Origin of the sequence: Achromobacter sp. DH1f (genome assembly GCF_000633435.1) — a bacterium.
Taxonomy (GTDB): domain Bacteria; phylum Pseudomonadota; class Gammaproteobacteria; order Burkholderiales; family Burkholderiaceae_B; genus Achromobacter; species Achromobacter deleyi.
In genome coordinates this window covers 40294-57223 of record NZ_AYMF01000017.1, presented here as the reverse complement: position 1 = coordinate 57223, position 16930 = coordinate 40294, and the positions used below count along the sequence as shown (strand labels likewise).

Sequence of the window (16930 nt, the reverse complement as noted above, 5' to 3'; positions counted from 1 at the left end):
GCGGGGTCGGTTGCCATGCCGCCGCGCCTAAGCCGCCTGCGCGCGGCGCGTGGCGTACATGCGATGCAGCGTGATCTTGCGCACGGCGGCCTGGCTGTCGCCGATATGCGCTTGCAGCAGCGCGATCGCCTGCCCGGCATCGCGCTGCAGGATGGCGGTCAGGATGGCGCCGTGTTCGGCATAGGTGCGGGCGATGCGTTCGGGCTGGGTGAAGTCCAGCTGCCGCACGATGCGGATGCGCTCGGTGGCCGCACGATGCACCCGCGCGATTTCGGGGTTGCCGGCCGCGGCGACCAGGTCCATGTGAAAGCGCTCGTCCAGGTTGGCCAACCAATCGCCATCGTGGGAATAGTCTTCGGCATCCACCAGCCAGGTGTCCAGCAGCGGTTGCAGCGCGCGTAGCGGATCGGGAATCTGGCCTGGTGCACACAGGGTGCGCACCGCCGCTGTTTCCAGCACGCAGCGCAGTTCATAGAAGTGGTCCAGCGTATCGAAGTCCAGCGGCTTGACCAGCCAGCCGTTGCGCTGGCGTACCTCCAGGTAGCCCTCGCGTTCCAGGCGGAACAAGGCTTCGCGCACCGGCGTGCGGCTGACGCGCAGGCGGTCGGCGATTTCGGTTTCGGTGAAGCGGTCGCCGGGCGCCAGCCTGAAATCCAGGATGTCGCGCTTGAGCGTGCCGTAGGCGGCATCAGCCAGATTGCGGGGCGTATCGAGGACGGCGAAGGGGGAGTCCATGTCTGGGCCTGGGGTGACGGTCGATGGGCGGATCTATGCCGCAGCTACTGACGCGGCCGGGGTGGCGGCCACGGCGGCCGTGACGGTGCGTACGCCTGCCGCGCCGGCCCGCTCCAGCCGGTGCGCGGCCAGCAGGCAGTCGACCTCGCGCCACGGCGCGCCGATCAATTGCACGCCCAGCGGCAGGTGCGCGTCGCGGCCGACGCCAGGCCACGTCGGCGCGGCGCACACGGGCAAGCCCAGGCACGAGATGGGCTGGGTCAACAGGCCCATGCTGGCGCGCGCGGGCAACGTCCGGCCAGCCAGCGTCAGGCTGTCGGTGCCGATCACGGTGGCGGGCACGGGCGTGGCGGGGGCGATCAGCACGTCGTAATGGTCGAACAGCGCCAGCGCTTCGCGGTACACGCGTTGGCGGATGCGCTGCGCCTGCTGCACCCAGGCGGCGGGCACGAGGCTGCCGGCTACCAGGCGGGCGCGGGAATGCGGTTCGTAGTCGTCGTATTGTGTGGTGAGGCGGCGGCGATGCAGGGCGCCGCCTTCGGCCGCTGTGATGATGAAGGCCGCGGCGCGGGCCTGCTCGGCGCCGGCCAGTTCCACGGTATCGACGGCGCCCAGCGCGCGGGCGGCGATGTCGACGGCCAGGCGGGCCTCGGGGCTGGTCCAGTGGGCGAAGTAGCCGCCCAGCGCGGCCACGCGCAGCGGCCGGTCCGACGCCAGCCCGGCCAGCGTCGGTTCCGCGGCGCGTTGCGCGCAGGCGTTGTCGTCGCGGTCGGGGCCTTGCAGCGCGTCGTAGGCAGCGGCCAGGCCTGCAGCGTCGGCGGCAAAGGGCCCCAGGTGGTCCAGGCTGCCGACAAAGGGGTAGGACCCGGTGCGCGCCAATCGGCCGAAGGTGGGCTTCAGGCCGAACACGCCACACAGCGACGCGGGCACGCGAATCGAGCCGTTGGTGTCCGACCCCAGCGTCAGCGGCACCAGGCCGCCGGCCACCGCGGCGGCGCTGCCACCCGATGAGCCGCCCGCGATGCGGGTGACGTCGTGCGGATTGCGGCAGGCGCCGTAGTGGGTGTTTTCGGTGGTGAAGCCGTAGGCGTGCTCGTCCATGTTCAGCGCGCCCACCAGCACGGCGCCGGCGTCGCGCAGGCGCGTCACCAGTGTGGCATCGCGCGAAGCGGGCGGGTTGCCGGCGTTGACGTGGCCGCCGGCCAGCGTGGTTTCGCCGGCAATGTCGAACAGGTTCTTGACGGCATAGGGCACGCCGGCCAGGGGCGGCAGGGGCTCGCCGCGTGCACGGCGGGCGTCGATGGCGGCGGCCTCGGTGCGGGCGCGGGCCTCGACGACGGCAGTGAAGCCGTTGTATTGCGGATCAAGCTCGCGCACGCGGGCCAGCGTGGCCTGCAGCACCGCTGTCGCGCTGCGTTCGCCGCTGCGCACCTGCCGCGCAATTTCCAGGACGGCGCTGTTCACGGGCGGAACACCGATGCCGATTCCAATTCCACCGGCAAGACCTCGTCGATGAAGGTGGCGGCGATGTCGTGGATGCGCGAGAACTGCTGCACGACGTCGGCCGTATCCGCCTCGCGCAGCGCATAGCCCGACAGCGCCAGTGCGCTGCGGACGTATTGATCGATGGTTTCCTGGGTCATGGCGGATTCTCCGGAAAAGGGCGGGTATGGCAGGGCCTAGCGGCGCACTTCGCGCTGGAAAATTTCCAGGCTCAGTTTCTTCATGCCGATGAAGCCGGGTTCGGACAGGGTCTCGACGGTGCGCGGACGCGCGTCGCCGTAGTTCAGGATTTCGGCCACGCGGGTGGGCCGCTTGGTCAGCAGCAGCACCTGGTCGGCCAGGTACACGGCTTCTTCCAGGTCGTGCGACACCAGCAGCATGGTGGTGCCGGTCTGCATGAAGACTTCCTGCAGCTTTTCGCGGATGAACAGCGTCATCTCGAAATCCAGCGCGGAAAAGGGTTCGTCCAGGAACAGCACTTCGGGGCCAGGCGCCAGCGCGCGCATGATCGAGGCGGTTTGCTGCTGCCCGCCGGACAGTTCATACGGATAGCGCTTGAGATCGAACTTGACGTCGAACGACGCCACCAGTTCTTCGACGCGCGCGTCGACCTCGGCCTTGCTGCGGCCTTCCAGCCGCAGCGGATAGGCGATGTTGTCGATGGTGCGCAGCCACGGGAACATGGCTTCGCGGTAGTTCTGGAAGACGTAGCCGATCTTGGTCTGTGCCAGCGACTTGCCGTCGAACAGGATCTCGCCGGCGTCGATGGGAATCAGGCCCGCGATCATGTTGATCAGCGTGGACTTGCCGCAGCCGTTGGGGCCGAACACCGAGACGATCTTGCCCTTGGGGATGTCCAGGTTGAAGTTCTCGTACAGCGGCCAGCCGGCGAAGTACTTGGTCAGGCCGCGGATCGTGATGTGCGTGCCGGCCGGGCCCGGCTCGAACGGGGCGGGCGCAGGGGCTGGGGCGATGACGGGGTTGATGACAGTGGACATGGTTATCGGCCGCTCCAGTGGACCACGCGCTTTTCCAGCACCAGGAAGACAATGTTCAGCACATAGCCGAGAGCGCCTGCGGCCAGGATCGACGCGTACATCTCGCGCACGTTCAGCACCTGCTGGGCATTGATGATGCGGTTGCCCAGCCCGCTGTCGGCGCCGATGAACATCTCGGCCACGATCACGATGACCAGCGCCATCGACACGCCGCTGCGCAGGCCCACGAAGGTCGGCTGCAGGCTTTCCCAGATCAGCACGTCCTTGAAGATCTGCCAGCGCGAAGCGCCCATGACCCGCGCCGCCATCACGCGTTGCTTGCGGGCATTGATGACGCCATAGGCGCTGTTGAACAGGATCACCAGCACGGCCGCGAAGGCGGCGATGGCGATCTTGTTCATGTCGGTCACGCCGAAGATCATCAGGAACAGCGGGATCAGCGCGGACGACGGCGTCGAGCGAAAGAAGTCCACCAGGAATTCCACGCTGCGATAGGCCTTTTCGTTGCTGCCCAGCAGCACGCCCAGTGGCACGCCGATCACCCCGGCGATCACGAAGGCCTGCAGCGTGCGGTTGACGGACGCCAGGAAATCGCCCAGCAGCGGGCCGCCCGCCATGCCCTTGGCCAGCGCCACCAGCGTGGCGCTCGGCGTGGGCAGCAGCACGGGGCTGACCAGTTGCAGCCGCACCACCAGGTCCCACACCACGAACAGCGCCAGCGGGCCGATCAGCGGCAACAGGCGCGTGGCGGTCCATTTGCGCGGCGGGCGGGACGTCGGCGCGCCAGTGATGGCAGGGGGCGCCACCGTGGCGGCCGGCTTTGCCGCCACGGCGGCGGCCGGTGCGCCGGGTGTGCGGTTGGCGTTGATCGCATCCATGGCTCAGCCCTTGTACAGCATCGAGGCCACGTCGACCTTCTGCGCGAAGATGCCCTTGTCGGCGAACAGGTCGAAGAACTTCTGGAAGTACTGGATGTCGCCGGGGGTGAACTCGTTGTACAGGGTGTAGGCGGCCAGCGGCACGGCTTCGGTCATGGGGCCTTCGATGGCGGTGTAACCCTTCATGAAGGGGCGCGCCTCGTCCGGTTTGGTGCGAATCAGCTCGATGCCGCGGGCGTACGCGGCGATGAATTTCTTGCTTTCCTCGGGATACTTCTTCAGGAACGCGGTGGTCAGCGAGGCCGACCCGCCGAACCAAGGCGCCATCGGATCGCCCAACACGTACTTGGCGATCACTCCTGCTTCGAGCACGCGGGTGGTGCCGTTCAGGCGGCCGACCGTGCCCGTGGGTTCCAGCGTGTAGCACGCGTCCAACTGGCCGGCGGCAACCGCGGCGACGTGCTGGCTGATTGCCAACTCGACCACGGTTGCCCCGGTTGCGCCGGCGCGCTCCAGCACTGCTTTGGCCAGCGTGGCATTCTGGATGCCGGGTCCAGAACCGACCTTTTTCCCCTTGAGGTCTGCGATGGATTGGATGGGACTGTCTTTCGCGACAATGAACTCGTCCAGCACGTTCTTGGCGTTGCTGGGATTGGACGCAAAAATCTTGAACAGGCCGGGCGAGGCGATCTCGCCGATGGCCAGGTTGGCCGAACCGGTGCCATTGGCGCTGCCGTCGGCGCGGCCGGCCAGCATGGCTTCCATGACCTGCTGGGCGCCGGCGAACTTCAACGCTTCGACATTCAGGCCGGCTTCCTTGAAGTAGCCCTTTTCGATGGCGGCATAGAACGGCAGCCCGGCAGCCACCGGCCAGTAGCCGATGCGGATGGTCGGGCCGGACTGCGCGCGCACCAGCGCGGGCGCGGCCAACGCGGCGGCTCCCAGCGCGGCGCCCTGCATCAGCTTGCGGCGGGTGGCGTTGAAGGCAAAGGGCGCGGGGCGGTTGGTCATGCGGAACTCCTGGTCGGCGGGATGGGCGCTTGTAGACAAGCTTGCATACCAGGGACACAAGCAAGACCCGTGCCAACTTGTGAACATGGCACCGTTTCCCGGGGCCGCGCGGGCAGGCGATCCGCGTCGGGGCGTGTCGTGAACCAGATTGGTGCATGATCGGCACCGCGGCAGGGCGGCAGTGGCGGGCGCGCGCCGTCAGGCGGTAGGATGTGGGCGGATCAAGGCTTGCCGCCTTGGCGTACTGAAAAAGGGGCGCGTCGCCAGGCGCGCCGCGGATATGAATACCCGTTTTGTTGAAGCATTTCTGTGGTCCGCCCGCCTGGGCAGTTTCCGTGCCGCCAGCGACCGCCTGCACATCACCCAGGCTGCAGTGGCCAACCGCATCGCCTCGCTCGAAGAGGACATCGGCGCGCGGCTGTTCGAACGCGATGCCAAAGAGCTGCGGCTGACGGCCGTGGGCACGCGCCTGCTGGACTACGGCGAACGCCTGCTCGAACTGCGCCAGCAGATCCTGTCGCTGGGCCGCACCGGCGACGACGTGTTCGGCCTGGTGCGCATCGGCGCCATCGAAACCGTGGTGCACACCTGGCTGATCGGCTTTCTGACCAACCTGCGGTCCACCTATCCGGGCATCGAGGTGCAGCTGACTTCCGAAACCACCCGCGCATTGCATCGCGGCCTGCGCGAAGGCACGCTGGACATCGCCTTCCAGACTGACCTGCTGACGGACACCGGCGTCATCAGCACGCCGTGCCTGCCGATGGAGATGGGCTGGGTCGGGCCGGCGGGCGACGAAGAAACGTTGACGGTGCAGCAGCTGCTGAGCGAACCCGTGCTGACCATGAGCCCCGGCTCGCAACCGCACGAGGCGCTCAAAAACCTGTTTCGCGAGGCCGGCATTCCGCTGGGCAAGGTGCACTGCGTCAGCTCGATCTCGGCGCTGGCGCGGCTGGTGCGCAGCGGTTTCGGCCGTGCGCTGGTGCCGTTGCCGCCCATCTATGAATACGTGGCGCGCGGCGAGATGCAGGTGATCCGCAGCGACATGCCGGTGCCGCCGCAATTGCTGGTGGTGAGCTACCTGGAAGGCGCCGGGTCCGATGCCATTCGCCTGGTGGCCGAACTGGCCAGCCGCGCATCCGACCAGTACACCGCGTCGGTCACGTCGCCTAAATTCGGTTCGACGCAATAGAGTTATCCCTTAGTGGGCTTTCAGTAATTCTGTTGCCGCCGCGAAAAATTACTCGTTTGGCTGGAAAAGGCCTGTCGGCCGAAGATGACCCCCTTCTGCAACCGAAGGGATTTTCTTCTTGCCATGAGCCAAGCCAACACGTCTTCCACGCTGCCGCCCAACGGGATGCTGTTCGTCGCCTGCGACGTCGATCCCGCATTCGAAACCGATTTCAATCGCTGGTACGACCGTGAGCACGTCGAAGAGCGCGTGCGCATCCCGGGCTTTCTGTCGGGCGCGCGCTATTTCTCGCTGTCGGGCGGACGCAAGTACCTGGGCCTGTACCGCACGGAATCGCTGGGCGCCTTCACCACCGCCGACTACCGCGCGGCGTTCGAACGCCAGACGCCGTGGTCGGTGACCAATCTTGACCGCATGCGCGACCCAATGCGCCGCGTCTGCGCCGTGCAGGCCGTGACCGGCTTCGGCAGCGGCAGCTATATCGCGGTGTTGCCGCTGGTGTTCGGCGGCGACGCCGCAGCGTTGGTCGACCGCGCCGCCGAGGCAGGCGCCACGCTGGCCAAGACCGACGGCTTCGTGCAGTCGTACCTGCTGGCACCGGACGCCGCCCTGAGCGGCCCGCTGCCGCGTGAATCCACCGAAAACCGCCGCCTGGACCCGCTCTTCGTCGTCGAGGCCAGCTCGGCCGACGCGGCCCGAGCGCTGGCCGAGCAGGCATCTGCGGCGCTGGGCGTACGCGCCGCCGACGCCTGGCTGCTCGCGCTGGGCTGGAAGCTGGCGGACGCCGACCTGCGCTGATCTGCGGCGCAATCCACACACCACACATGGGGAAACACAATGGCTGAAAACACGCTGCATGCGCCGGCAACCGCGCACCCGGCGGCCTCGCCGGACAAGATGAAACGGTTGGCGATGGCCAGCTCGGTCGGCACCACGCTGGAGTGGTACGACTTCACCATCTACAACCTGATGGCCGCGCTGGTCTTCAATTCGATCTTCTTTCCGTCGTTCGATCCGCTGACGGGCACCATCCTGGCGTTCTCGACCTATGCGGTCGGGTACGTTTCGCGGCCGCTGGGCGGCTTCGTGTTCGGCCACCTGGGCGATCGCCTGGGCCGCAAGTTCGTGCTGGTCGCCACCTTGGTGATCATGGGCATCTCGACCGGCCTGATGGGCATGCTGCCCACCTACGCCAGCTGGGGCGTCTGGGCGCCGGTGGCGCTGGTGGCCTTGCGCTTCATCCAGGGCGTGGCGCTGGGCGGCGAATGGGCCGGCGCGGTGCTGCTGTCGATGGAACACGGCAAACCCAACCAGCGTGGCCGCAACGCCTCGTTCACGCAGGTCGGACCGTCGTGCGGCACGCTGATCGGCACCGGCTTCATCGCCGTGATCTCGGCCTGGCTCAGCCCCGAGGAATTCCAGGCCTGGGGCTGGCGTGTGCCGTTCATTTCCAGCGTGGCGCTGGTGCTGTTCGGCCTGTGGCTGCGCCGTGGCGTGGAAGAAACGCCGGTGTTCCTGGAGATGGAACAAAAGCGCGAAACCGCCAGCACGCCCATCAAGGACGTGCTGGGCCAGCACTGGCGCCAGTTGCTGGTGGCCGGCGGCTCGCGCATCGGCTCGGACGTGCTGTATGCCCTGGTGGTGGTGTTCACGCTGACCTACGTGACGACGGTGCTGCATCTGTCGCGGCCCATGGCGCTGACCGCGACCATGCTGGGCGCGGCATTGAATGCCTTGGCCGTGCCGCTGTTCGGGCACCTGTCGGACAAGATCGGACGTCGTCCGGTGTACCTGGCCGGCGCCGCGCTGGGGATCGTGTGGGCGTTCGTCTTCTTCACGCTGATGGACACCGCGCATCCCGTCGCCATCTGCGCCGCCGTGGTGGTGGGCCTGTTGATCCACGCGATGATGTACGGCCCCCAGGCCGCCTTCATCACCGAGCAGTTCCCGGGCCGGGTGCGCTACGCGGGGTCGTCGCTGGCCTACACGCTGGCCGGCATCGTGGGCGGGGGCTTTGCGCCGCTGATCATCGCCAGCCTGTTCAAGTCGTGGAATTCCACCCTGGCGATCTCGCTGTACGTCGCCGCCGCGCTGCTGGTCACCGCCATCGCGGTGCTGGCGGCCAAGGAAACGGCCAAGGCGCCGCTGCAACGCTGATGACGCGCCGGGGCCAGGCCTGGCCCCGGCTGCGCGACAGGGCCCGGATTCCGGGCTTTTTTTCGTCTGAAGACCGGAAAATCGTGGCGGATTCATTCGGCGAAATGTCAGGTATCTGACTTTTCGCTGAACATCAAACGAAAATTGTTTACACTCGCATCCACAAAATTCAAGGTTGAATGGGGCCGCCGCGGGGCGGAACCCCATTCGCGTTACGGGAGAAAGTCGATGCGCAAGTTGTTGTTGGGAGCGGTGCTGGCGGCCGCGGTGTTCGGGGGAACGGCGCACGCCGCAGTGCAGCCCAAGGCCGTGGTCACCACGTATTCGGACCTGGCGCTGGCCGGCTACGAAGATTCGCTGACCGCTGCCAAGACGCTGCGCGACGCCATCAATGTCCTGGTCGCCAAGCCCAGCGAGCAGACGCTCAAGGCCGCCCGCGATGCCTGGCTGGCCGCGCGCGTGCCCTACCAGCAGACCGAGGCGTACCGCTTCGGCAACCCCATCGTCGACGACTGGGAAGGCCGCGTGAACGCCTGGCCGCTGGACGAAGGCCTGATCGACTACGTCGATGCGTCCTACGGCACCGAAAACGACGAGAACGCCTACTACGCCGTCAACGTCATCGCCAATTCCAAGATCTCGGTGGGCGGCAAGACCGTCGACGTCAGCAAGATCACGCCGCAACTGCTGTCCGAAGTGCTGCACGAAGCCGACGGCAACGAAGCCAACGTGGCCACCGGCTACCACGCCATCGAATTCCTGCTGTGGGGCCAGGACCTGAACGGCACCGGCCCCGCGCCGGCCGACCGCAAGGGCACGCCGCAAGAGCGCCATGCCGGCAACCGCCCGCACACCGATTTCGATCCCAAGCAGTGCACCGGCGGCCACTGCGAACGCCGCATCGAATTCCTGAAGGCTGTCACCGACCTGCTGGTGACCGACCTGGAAGAAATGGTGGGCAACTGGAAAAAGGACGGCGCCGCGCGCAAGGCGGTCGAAGAAGACCCCAAGGCCGGCCTGATCGCGATGCTGACCGGCCTGGGCAGCCTGTCGTACGGCGAACTGGCCGGCGAACGCATGAAGCTGGGCCTGATGCTGCACGATCCCGAAGAAGAGCACGACTGCTTCTCCGACAACACCCACAATTCGCACTTCTACGACCAGATCGGCATCCGCAATGTCTACCTGGGTTCGTACACGCGCATCGACGGCAAGACCGTGGAGGGCGCCAGCCTGTCCGAACTGGTGAAGGCGCGCGATCCCAAGCTGGACGTCGAAGTGCGCGCCAAGCTGGACGCCACCGTGGCCGCCATGCAGGCGCTCAAGGTACGCGCCGAAACGGTCGAGACCTACGACCAGATGATCGCGGACGGCAACAAGGAAGGCAACGCCGTGGTGCAGGCCGCCATCGACCGCCTGGTCGACCAGACCCGCAGCCTGGAACGTGTGATCACGTTGCTGGACCTGGGCAAGGTCGCCATCGAAGGTTCCGACAGCCTGGATAAACCCGACGCCGTATTCAAGTGAAGCTCGTATTCGCCGCCGTACTGGCGGCGTCGGCCCATGCCGGCGCCGCCGCCGCTCCCCCCGCGCCCGCCGGGCGCGATGACCTGACTGCCGAAGACCTCAAACGCGTCCTCGCCATTACCGCGCCCACGCGTGACTTCTCCAAGGCCGAGACCTTCGAGACCATGCAGGCGGGCGCCACCACCACCAACAAGCTCATCAACGCCGACATCTTCTCGCAGCCGTCGGCCAACATGAGCTTCGAACGCCGCCAGGAATTCCAGGTCGGCAATGGCCTGTTCCGCAAGGACTGGGTCTCGGCGCCCGCGTCCACGCAGGCGTCCGATGGCCTGGGGCCGCTGTTCAATGCGCGGTCGTGCCAGGCCTGTCACACCAAGGACGGGCGCGGCTCGGTGCCGGGTTTCGATCCCCTCGAACGCCCCGATGCCGTTGCATTGCTGCTGCGCCTGGCCGTGCCGCAAGGCCCGGACCGCGGCCATCCCAAGCTGGCGCCGGGTGAACTGGCTATGCTGCCCGAGCCGGTCTACGGCGTGCAGTTGCAGAACTTCGCGGTGGCGGGCCTGCCCGCCGAAGGCCGCATGGAGATCGAATACACGCCGGTCACCGTCGCGCTCAATGGCGGCGAAACCGCCACGCTGATGCAGCCCGTGTATCGCATCGAAAACCCGGGCTACGGCCCCATGCGCAAAGACACGCAGATCTCGCCACGCCTGGCGCCGCCGATGATCGGCCTGGGGCTGCTGGAATCCATCCACGAATCGGACATCCTGGCCAACGTCGGCGCAGACAAGCGCGACGGTATCGTGGGCAAGCCCAACTGGGTTACCGACGTGCGCACCGGCGCGCGGGTGCTGGGCCGCTTCAATTTGAAGGCCGGCCAGCCCACGGTCGAACAGCAGAGCGCTGCCGCCTTTTCCAACGACATGGGGCTGTCCACGCCCATGTTCCCCAACCACTACGGCGACTGTACGCCGGCTCAGACGCAGTGCCTGAAGATGCCGCATGGCGCGCAGCCGCGTTTCGGGCCCGAGGAAGTGCCGGCCAAGCTGATGGACTTCGTCACCGTCTATTCCACCAACCTGGCCGTGCCGCAGCGGCGCGACGCCGACGATGCCCGCGTGCTGGCAGGCAAGAAGCTGTTCTACGAGGCCAACTGCGTGGCCTGCCACGTGCCCAAGTACGTCACCAGCCGCAACGCCAAGCAGGCCGAACACCGCTTCCAGCTGATCTGGCCCTACACCGACATGCTGGTGCATGACATGGGCGACGACCTGGCCGACGGCGTCGCCGACGGCGAGGCCACGGGCCGCGAATGGCGCACGCCGCCGCTGTGGGGCATCGGCCTGACCAAGACCGTGAACCCGACCGCCACCTGGCTGCACGACGGCCGCGCCCGCACGCTGCTCGAAGCCGTGTTGTGGCACGGCGGTGCGGGCCAGCCCGCGCGCGATCGCGTCGTGGCGATGACGCCTGAAGAACGCGCCGATCTCATTCGTTTCCTGGAGTCGCTGTGATGGCATCCCTTGTTGTGCGTCGGATCTTGCCAGCCAAGGCCGCACTGGCCGTGGTGTTGCTGGCCGGGACGTCGGCCTGGCCGCTGGCGGTCCGCGCCGAACTGCCTGCGGACCTGGGCGAACGCCTGGCGCAGGACTACGCCCGGCCAGCGGTGGCCGCCATGGCCGAGGCCGCCGGCGCGCTGGAAGGTGCGCTGGGCCCCTGGTGCAGCAAGCCGGACGCGGCGGGCGCCAAGCGCGTCGAAGACGCGTTCGCCGGGTTGGCGCAGGCGTGGGCACGCATCGAGTTCCTGCGCTTCGGGCCGCTGGTGCAGGCGAACCGCTTTGAACGCCTGGCGTTCTGGCCGGACACCCGTGGCGTGATGCCCAAGCAGGTGCAGGCGTTGATCGCCGCGCAGGACGCCGAGTTGCTCAAGCCCGGCGCGCTGGCCGGCCGCAGCGTGGCCGTGCAAGGTTTGCCGGCGCTGGAATACGTGCTGTATGGCGAACCCGCGCTGCTCAAGCAGGCGGGCGCCACGCAGCCCGGCACGCCGACATTCCCTTACGCCTGCGGCTACGCCGTGGCGGTGTCGGCCAACGTGGCCGCCATGTCGCGGGACGTGGCCCAGGCCTGGAGCGCGCAGGGCGATTTCGGTCGCCAGTTCGCGCGGCCGCAGGCTGGCAACGACCTCTACCGCGATCCGCAGGAAGTGGCGGCCGAAGCGATGAAGGCGCTGTCCACGGGCTTGCAGTTCGCGCGCGACGTGAAGATCCTGCCGGTGCTGGGCGATTCAGCCGCCAACGCGCGGCCCAAGCGCGCCGCCTTCTGGCGCAGCGGCCTGACCACGCGCACGCTGGCCGCCAACCTGGACGGCCTGGCGGCGTTCTACACCGCGGGCGGCTATGTGCTGCCCAAGGGTGGCGAATGGATGGCGGGATCGGTGCTGGGTGAATTGGCCAGCGCGGCGGCGACGCTGCGCGAGGTGCCCGCGCCGCTGGACGCGGCATTGGCTGACGCCGACGGGCGTCGGCAACTGGAGCTGGCCGCGCTGACCTTGAAGAACGGCAAGGCCATCGTCGACCAGGACCTGGCGCCCGCGCTGGGTGTCACCATCGGCTTCAACGCGCTCGATGGCGACTGATCGTTCCTCGGCACGCGGGGCAGGGCGGGCGAGCGGCCAGCCGTCCGCGCAGCCGACTCGCCGTGATTTCCTGGCGCGCGCGGCGGCAAGCGCCCTGGGCGTGCGATTGAGCGTGGCCCTGGGTGGAACATCCGGTGGAACACTCAGTGCTGCAGCGGCCGGCATGGTCGGTGCCGGCCTGGCTTGGCCGGGAGGCGCGCAGGCCGCGCCATCGCCGGGCGACGCTGCGCTTTACGTCACGGCGCGCCAACGCGGCGGACGCGACGAAGCGGTGGTGCTGGACGCCACCGGCCAGGACCACCGCGTGCTGCCGATGCCCGCGCGCGGCCACAGCTTTGCCATCGATCCGGCCGGCGAACGCGCCGTGGTGTTCGGCCGCCAGCCGGGCTTTTTTGCGCTGGGTTTCGACCTGCGCGGCGAGCGCGCACCGGTGGAACTGCCGTTGCCCGACGACCGCCATTTCTTTGGCCACGGCGCCTATTTCGACGGGGCCCGGCTGCTGGCGGCCACCGAGAATGACTTCGATGGCGGCCGCGGCGTGCTGGGCCTCTACGATGCCACGCCGGGCGGCCACTACCGCCGCGTCGGCGAATTCGACAGCGGCGGCATCGGCCCGCACGAAGTCGTATTGATGCCTGACGGCAAGACGCTGTGCGTGGCCAACGGCGGCATCCTGACGCATCCCGACTACGGCAAGCTGGAACTGAACCTGGACACCATGCGCCCGTCGCTGGCATATATCGACGCGGCCAGCGGGCGCCTGCTCGAACGGGTCGAATTGGCGCCCGAGCTGCACCGCCTGTCGATCCGCCATCTGGCGCTGGCGGCCGACGGCAGCGTGTGGTTCGGCTGCCAGTACATGGGGCCGGCCGGCGACCGCCCCGCGCTGGTCGGCCGCCACCGCCGCGGCGCCGCGTTGGAACTGTTCGCCGGACCCGCGCAGGCGCTTCGCGACATGCGCAACTACGTGGGGTCGGTGACGGTGGACGCCGCCGGCAAGGTGGTGGCGACATCCAGCCCGGTGGGCGGACAGGTGCTGTATTGGGATGCAGACAGCGGCCGCAGCCTGGGGCTGACGCGCCTGGCCGACGGCTGCGGGGTGGCGCCCGCACAAGAAGCGGGCTTTCTCATCAGCAGCGGCCTGGGCGCCATGCTGCGCACCGACGCCGCGGGTGCGGAACATCCGCTGTTGCCGCCTTCGCGCGAGCGGGCCTGGGACAACCACTTCCGCAAGGTCGCCGGCGCCACGCGCGGATCGAATCCTTACAAAGCTTGACACACCGGCGTCGTCATCCTGCCCTGCCTGCAAGCCGCATCTGATAAAGTTTTCGGCTGTCTTTTTGCAAGAGGGAGCAATAACAATGGAAGACGCCTTGAAGGAATTCAACGCCTGGGCCCCCAGGCTGGTGGACCTGGGCATCAATCTGCTGGTGGCCTTGCTGATCCTGGTGATCGGCTGGTGGGTGTCGGCGCTGCTCGGCCGCTGGGTACGGCGCATCGCCACGCGTTCCAGCAAGATCGATCCGACGATCGTGCCCATGTTCTACAGCACGGTGGTCTGGACGGTGCGCATCTTCACGCTCATCGCGGTGCTGGCGCGCTTCGGGGTGCAGACCGCCAGCCTGATCGCGGTGCTGGGCGCCGCCGGCCTGGCCGTCGGCCTGGCGCTGCAAGGCACGCTGCAGAACATCGCGGCCGGCATCATGCTGCTGATCCTGCGCCCGGTGCGCGCGGGCGAATACGTGGGCTTGAGCACGGGTGCCGAGGGCACGGTCGAAGAAGTCGGCCTGTTCCTGACGCGCCTCGTCCAGGTCGACGGCATCCACCTGACCCTGCCCAACAGCACGGTCTGGAATGCCACCATCACCAACTACAGCCGCAACAAGACGCGCCGCCTGGATATCCCCGTGCCGGTGCGCTATGGCGACGACCTGAACGCCGTGCTGGCCAAGCTGCAAGGCATCGTCGATGCCAATGCCAACGCGCTGAAGGACCCGAAGCCGTTGGTGAAGGTGGTCGACTACAAGGAAAACGGCGTGGTCGTGAACGTGCGCGTGTGGGCCGAAGCGGGCAAGTACTGGGACCTGCGCTGGGGCCTGTACCAGGAAATCCGCAGCTCGCTCGAAGCCGCCGGCTTCCAGGCGCCGATCCCGCTGCGCGAGATCCAGAACCCCAAGACCGGCGCGCCGACCTGAACGGTCCGCGCAAACAGAAAGGGCGTCCGTGCTGGCACGGACGCCCTTTTTTTTGTGGGGTTCAGCGCTGGCGGCCAGGCTAGCGTGGCCGGCCAGTGGCCGACCGTCGGATCAGCAAAGGTGCGCCGCCGTCCAAGGCAGGCGTCAGGCCTGCACGGCCAGCCGCGCCAGTTCGCCCTTGATCCACCCCGCGATTTCGCGCTGGCGCTGCGCCGGCATGCGGTCGATGATGGCCGTGACGCTGACTGCGAGCAGCGGCGCGCCTTGCGCATCGAGCAGCGCGCAGCCCACGCCCAGCGCGCCGCGCACGGCGTGGTTGCCCACCACCGAATAGCCGCGTGCACGGGTGTTTTCGATCAGGCGGAACATTTCCTGCGGCGTCATGCCGCCGTATTCGTCCAACCGGCTGGAATTGCGCTCGACGATGCCGCGGGCAACGTCGTCGGGCAGGGCGGCCAACAGCGCCATGCCGCCCGATCCCACGCCCAGCGGCTGGCGCTTGCCGGCGTAGGTGGCCAGGATCTGCACCGGGTAGCTGCCGATTTCGCGGTGCAGGCTGATGGAATCGTCGTCGTCGCGCACCACCAGAAATACCGCGTCGCCGGTCCGGTCGGCCAGTCGGCGCAGCACGGGCAGCAATTGGCGCACCCGCGGATCGCGGGAACGGGTGTCGGGGTCCACCGCCAGCTGGGCACGGTATTTCTTGGTGCCCGTGACAGGCAGCACCAGGCCCGCATCGAGCAGGGCGGCCAGCAGCCGGTAGATGGTGGGACGCTGTATGCCCGTGAGCCGGGCGATATCAGTCACGCTGAGCCCGTCGGGCCCTTGGTCCCGTAGGGCGGCCAGAACGGCCAATCCGCGCCGCAATGTGCGTGGGCCTGCGGCCGCGGCATCGCTGTCTTGCATGCAACTCTCTGAAAACTTGGGGGGTTATTGCGGAACGGTCAAGGGAAAACCATAGTCCGTAGCGTGGACTCTACCTTGATGCCTCGCTCGTGTATAGATCAAAATGCGTCATCCAATAATTCAAAACGTCCATCTAATGGACAGTATCTGCACGGAGACTCTATGATTACCGGTCAAAAGCCTGGTCTGCGGCGCGTTGCCGCCACGCTGCTGGCTACCGCCGCCAGCGCTTTCGCAATGGGTTCTGCCCAGGCTGCCTACCCCGACAAACCTGTCCGCATCGTGGTCGGCTTTTCCGCCGGCGGCACCACTGACGTGATCGCCCGCATCATGGCCAAGGAGCTCACCGAAGCCCTGGGCCAATCGTTCGTGGTCGAAAACAAGCCGGGCGCCGGCAGCAACATCGCCACCGACCAGGTGCAGCGCGCCGCGCCGGACGGCTACACGCTGCTGTTCGTGGCGGTCACCAGCGCCATCAACCAGACGCTGTACAAGAACGTCACGTTCGACCTGACAAAGGACTTCACCCCCGTGGCGCTGGGCGCCAAGGTGCCGAACATCCTGGTCGTCAACCCCCAGGTGCCGGTCAAGACGGTGCAGGAACTGGTGGCCTACGCCAAGAAGAACCCTGGCAAGCTGGCGTTCGCCTCGTCGGGTAGCGGCACGTCCATCCACATGGCGGGCGAACTGTTCAAGATGCAGGCCGGCATCGACGTGCTGCACGTGCCGTACAAGGGCAGCGCCCCGGCCATCACCGACCTGATCGGCGGCCAGGTGCAGTTCATGTTCGACAACATGCCGTCGGCCTGGCCGCACGCGCAATCGGGCAAGCTGCGCGCCCTGGCGGTGACCACGAGCGAGCGCTCCAAGAGCGCGCCGGACGTGCCCACCATGAAGGAAGCCGGTTTCGCCAACTTCGACGTGTCGTCGTGGTTCGGCCTGATCGCGCCGGCCGGCACGCCGCCCGACGTGGTCAACAAGCTGAACGCCGCCATGGTCAAGGCGCTGGACAAGCCCGAAGTGCAGCTCAGCTTCGAAAAGCTGGGCGCCGTGGGCGTGAAGACCACGCCGGCCGAATTCGGCCAGTTCATCAAGTCGGAAGTGGAAGGCTGGGCCCCGGTGGTCAAGGCCTCGGGCGCCACGGTGGACTGATCTTCTTCGTGCCGCGGGCGGTCAGCCGCCCGCAGCCGATG

General features: G+C 67.6%; 16 protein-coding genes. 9 read left to right on the top strand and 7 right to left on the bottom strand.

The features are described from left to right. Positions 1-27 precede the first annotated feature (27 nt). The 6 genes from U858_RS0115250 to U858_RS0115225 are packed head-to-tail and all read right to left on the bottom strand — an operon-like array spanning position 28 to position 5125. Positions 28-735: a GntR family transcriptional regulator gene (locus U858_RS0115250; protein ID WP_025138015.1), complete on the bottom strand. Its 708-nt coding sequence runs from the start codon at positions 733-735 to the stop codon at positions 28-30. A 33-nt stretch (positions 736-768) separates the two neighbouring features. Further along, complete coding sequence (locus U858_RS0115245; RefSeq protein WP_025138014.1) at positions 769-2199, bottom strand: AtzE family amidohydrolase; 1431 nt, start codon at positions 2197-2199, stop codon at positions 769-771. Continuing rightward, the gene (locus U858_RS0115240) at positions 2196-2378 is read right to left on the bottom strand and encodes a DUF4089 domain-containing protein (RefSeq protein WP_025138013.1); all 183 of its coding nucleotides are present in this window, start codon (positions 2376-2378) and stop codon (positions 2196-2198) included. The genes U858_RS0115245 and U858_RS0115240 overlap by 4 nt, the downstream gene beginning before the upstream one ends. 36 nt (positions 2379-2414) lie before the next feature. Next, positions 2415-3236: an ABC transporter ATP-binding protein gene (locus tag U858_RS0115235; RefSeq protein WP_025138012.1), complete on the bottom strand. Its 822-nt coding sequence runs from the start codon at positions 3234-3236 to the stop codon at positions 2415-2417. Positions 3237-3238: 2 nt separating this feature from the next. Beyond that, positions 3239-4114, bottom strand: coding sequence for an ABC transporter permease (locus U858_RS0115230; protein ID WP_025138011.1), 876 nt, complete (start codon positions 4112-4114; stop codon positions 3239-3241). A gap of 3 nt (positions 4115-4117) precedes the next feature. After that, positions 4118-5125, bottom strand: coding sequence for an ABC transporter substrate-binding protein (locus U858_RS0115225; protein ID WP_025138010.1), 1008 nt, complete (start codon positions 5123-5125; stop codon positions 4118-4120). Positions 5126-5405: 280 nt separating this feature from the next. On the opposite strand from U858_RS0115225, the gene U858_RS0115220 reads away from it, so the two are divergent. From U858_RS0115220 to U858_RS0115180, 8 genes are all read left to right on the top strand, one after another. After that, positions 5406-6317 carry a LysR family transcriptional regulator gene (locus U858_RS0115220; protein ID WP_025138009.1) on the top strand — a complete coding sequence of 304 codons (912 nt, stop codon included), beginning with the start codon at positions 5406-5408 and terminating at the stop codon, positions 6315-6317. 123 nt (positions 6318-6440) lie between these two features. Then, positions 6441-7115 carry a DUF4286 family protein gene (locus U858_RS0115215; RefSeq protein ID WP_025138008.1) on the top strand — a complete coding sequence of 225 codons (675 nt, stop codon included), beginning with the start codon at positions 6441-6443 and terminating at the stop codon, positions 7113-7115. A 39-nt stretch (positions 7116-7154) separates the two neighbouring features. Beyond that, the gene (locus tag U858_RS0115210; protein ID WP_025138007.1) at positions 7155-8474 is read left to right on the top strand and encodes an MFS transporter; all 1320 of its coding nucleotides are present in this window, start codon (positions 7155-7157) and stop codon (positions 8472-8474) included. A gap of 228 nt (positions 8475-8702) precedes the next feature. Then, entirely contained in the window at positions 8703-10001 is a 1299-nt protein-coding gene (locus U858_RS0115200) for an imelysin family protein (protein ID WP_025138006.1), read from the top strand. Next, positions 9998-11515 (top strand): di-heme oxidoredictase family protein, encoded by a 1518-nt coding sequence (locus U858_RS0115195; RefSeq protein WP_025138005.1) that lies wholly within the window; start codon positions 9998-10000, stop codon positions 11513-11515. Before U858_RS0115200 ends, U858_RS0115195 begins: the two co-directional genes overlap by 4 nt. Then, positions 11515-12636, top strand: coding sequence for an imelysin family protein (locus tag U858_RS0115190; protein WP_051593581.1), 1122 nt, complete (start codon positions 11515-11517; stop codon positions 12634-12636). The genes U858_RS0115195 and U858_RS0115190 overlap by 1 nt, the downstream gene beginning before the upstream one ends. A 163-nt stretch (positions 12637-12799) precedes the next feature. Further along, positions 12800-13912 (top strand): DUF1513 domain-containing protein, encoded by a 1113-nt coding sequence (locus U858_RS33725; RefSeq protein WP_025138003.1) that lies wholly within the window; start codon positions 12800-12802, stop codon positions 13910-13912. Between the two features lie 85 nt (positions 13913-13997). Then, the gene (locus U858_RS0115180) at positions 13998-14831 is read left to right on the top strand and encodes a mechanosensitive ion channel family protein (RefSeq protein WP_025138002.1); all 834 of its coding nucleotides are present in this window, start codon (positions 13998-14000) and stop codon (positions 14829-14831) included. A 144-nt stretch (positions 14832-14975) separates the two neighbouring features. On the opposite strand, the gene U858_RS0115175 is transcribed toward U858_RS0115180, so the two are convergent. Beyond that, positions 14976-15737 carry an IclR family transcriptional regulator gene (locus U858_RS0115175; RefSeq protein ID WP_025138001.1) on the bottom strand — a complete coding sequence of 254 codons (762 nt, stop codon included), beginning with the start codon at positions 15735-15737 and terminating at the stop codon, positions 14976-14978. Positions 15738-15899: 162 nt separating this feature from the next. Between U858_RS0115175 and U858_RS0115170 the strand changes: the two genes are divergently transcribed. Then, complete coding sequence (locus tag U858_RS0115170; RefSeq protein ID WP_025138000.1) at positions 15900-16889, top strand: tripartite tricarboxylate transporter substrate binding protein; 990 nt, start codon at positions 15900-15902, stop codon at positions 16887-16889. Positions 16890-16930 lie beyond the last annotated feature (41 nt).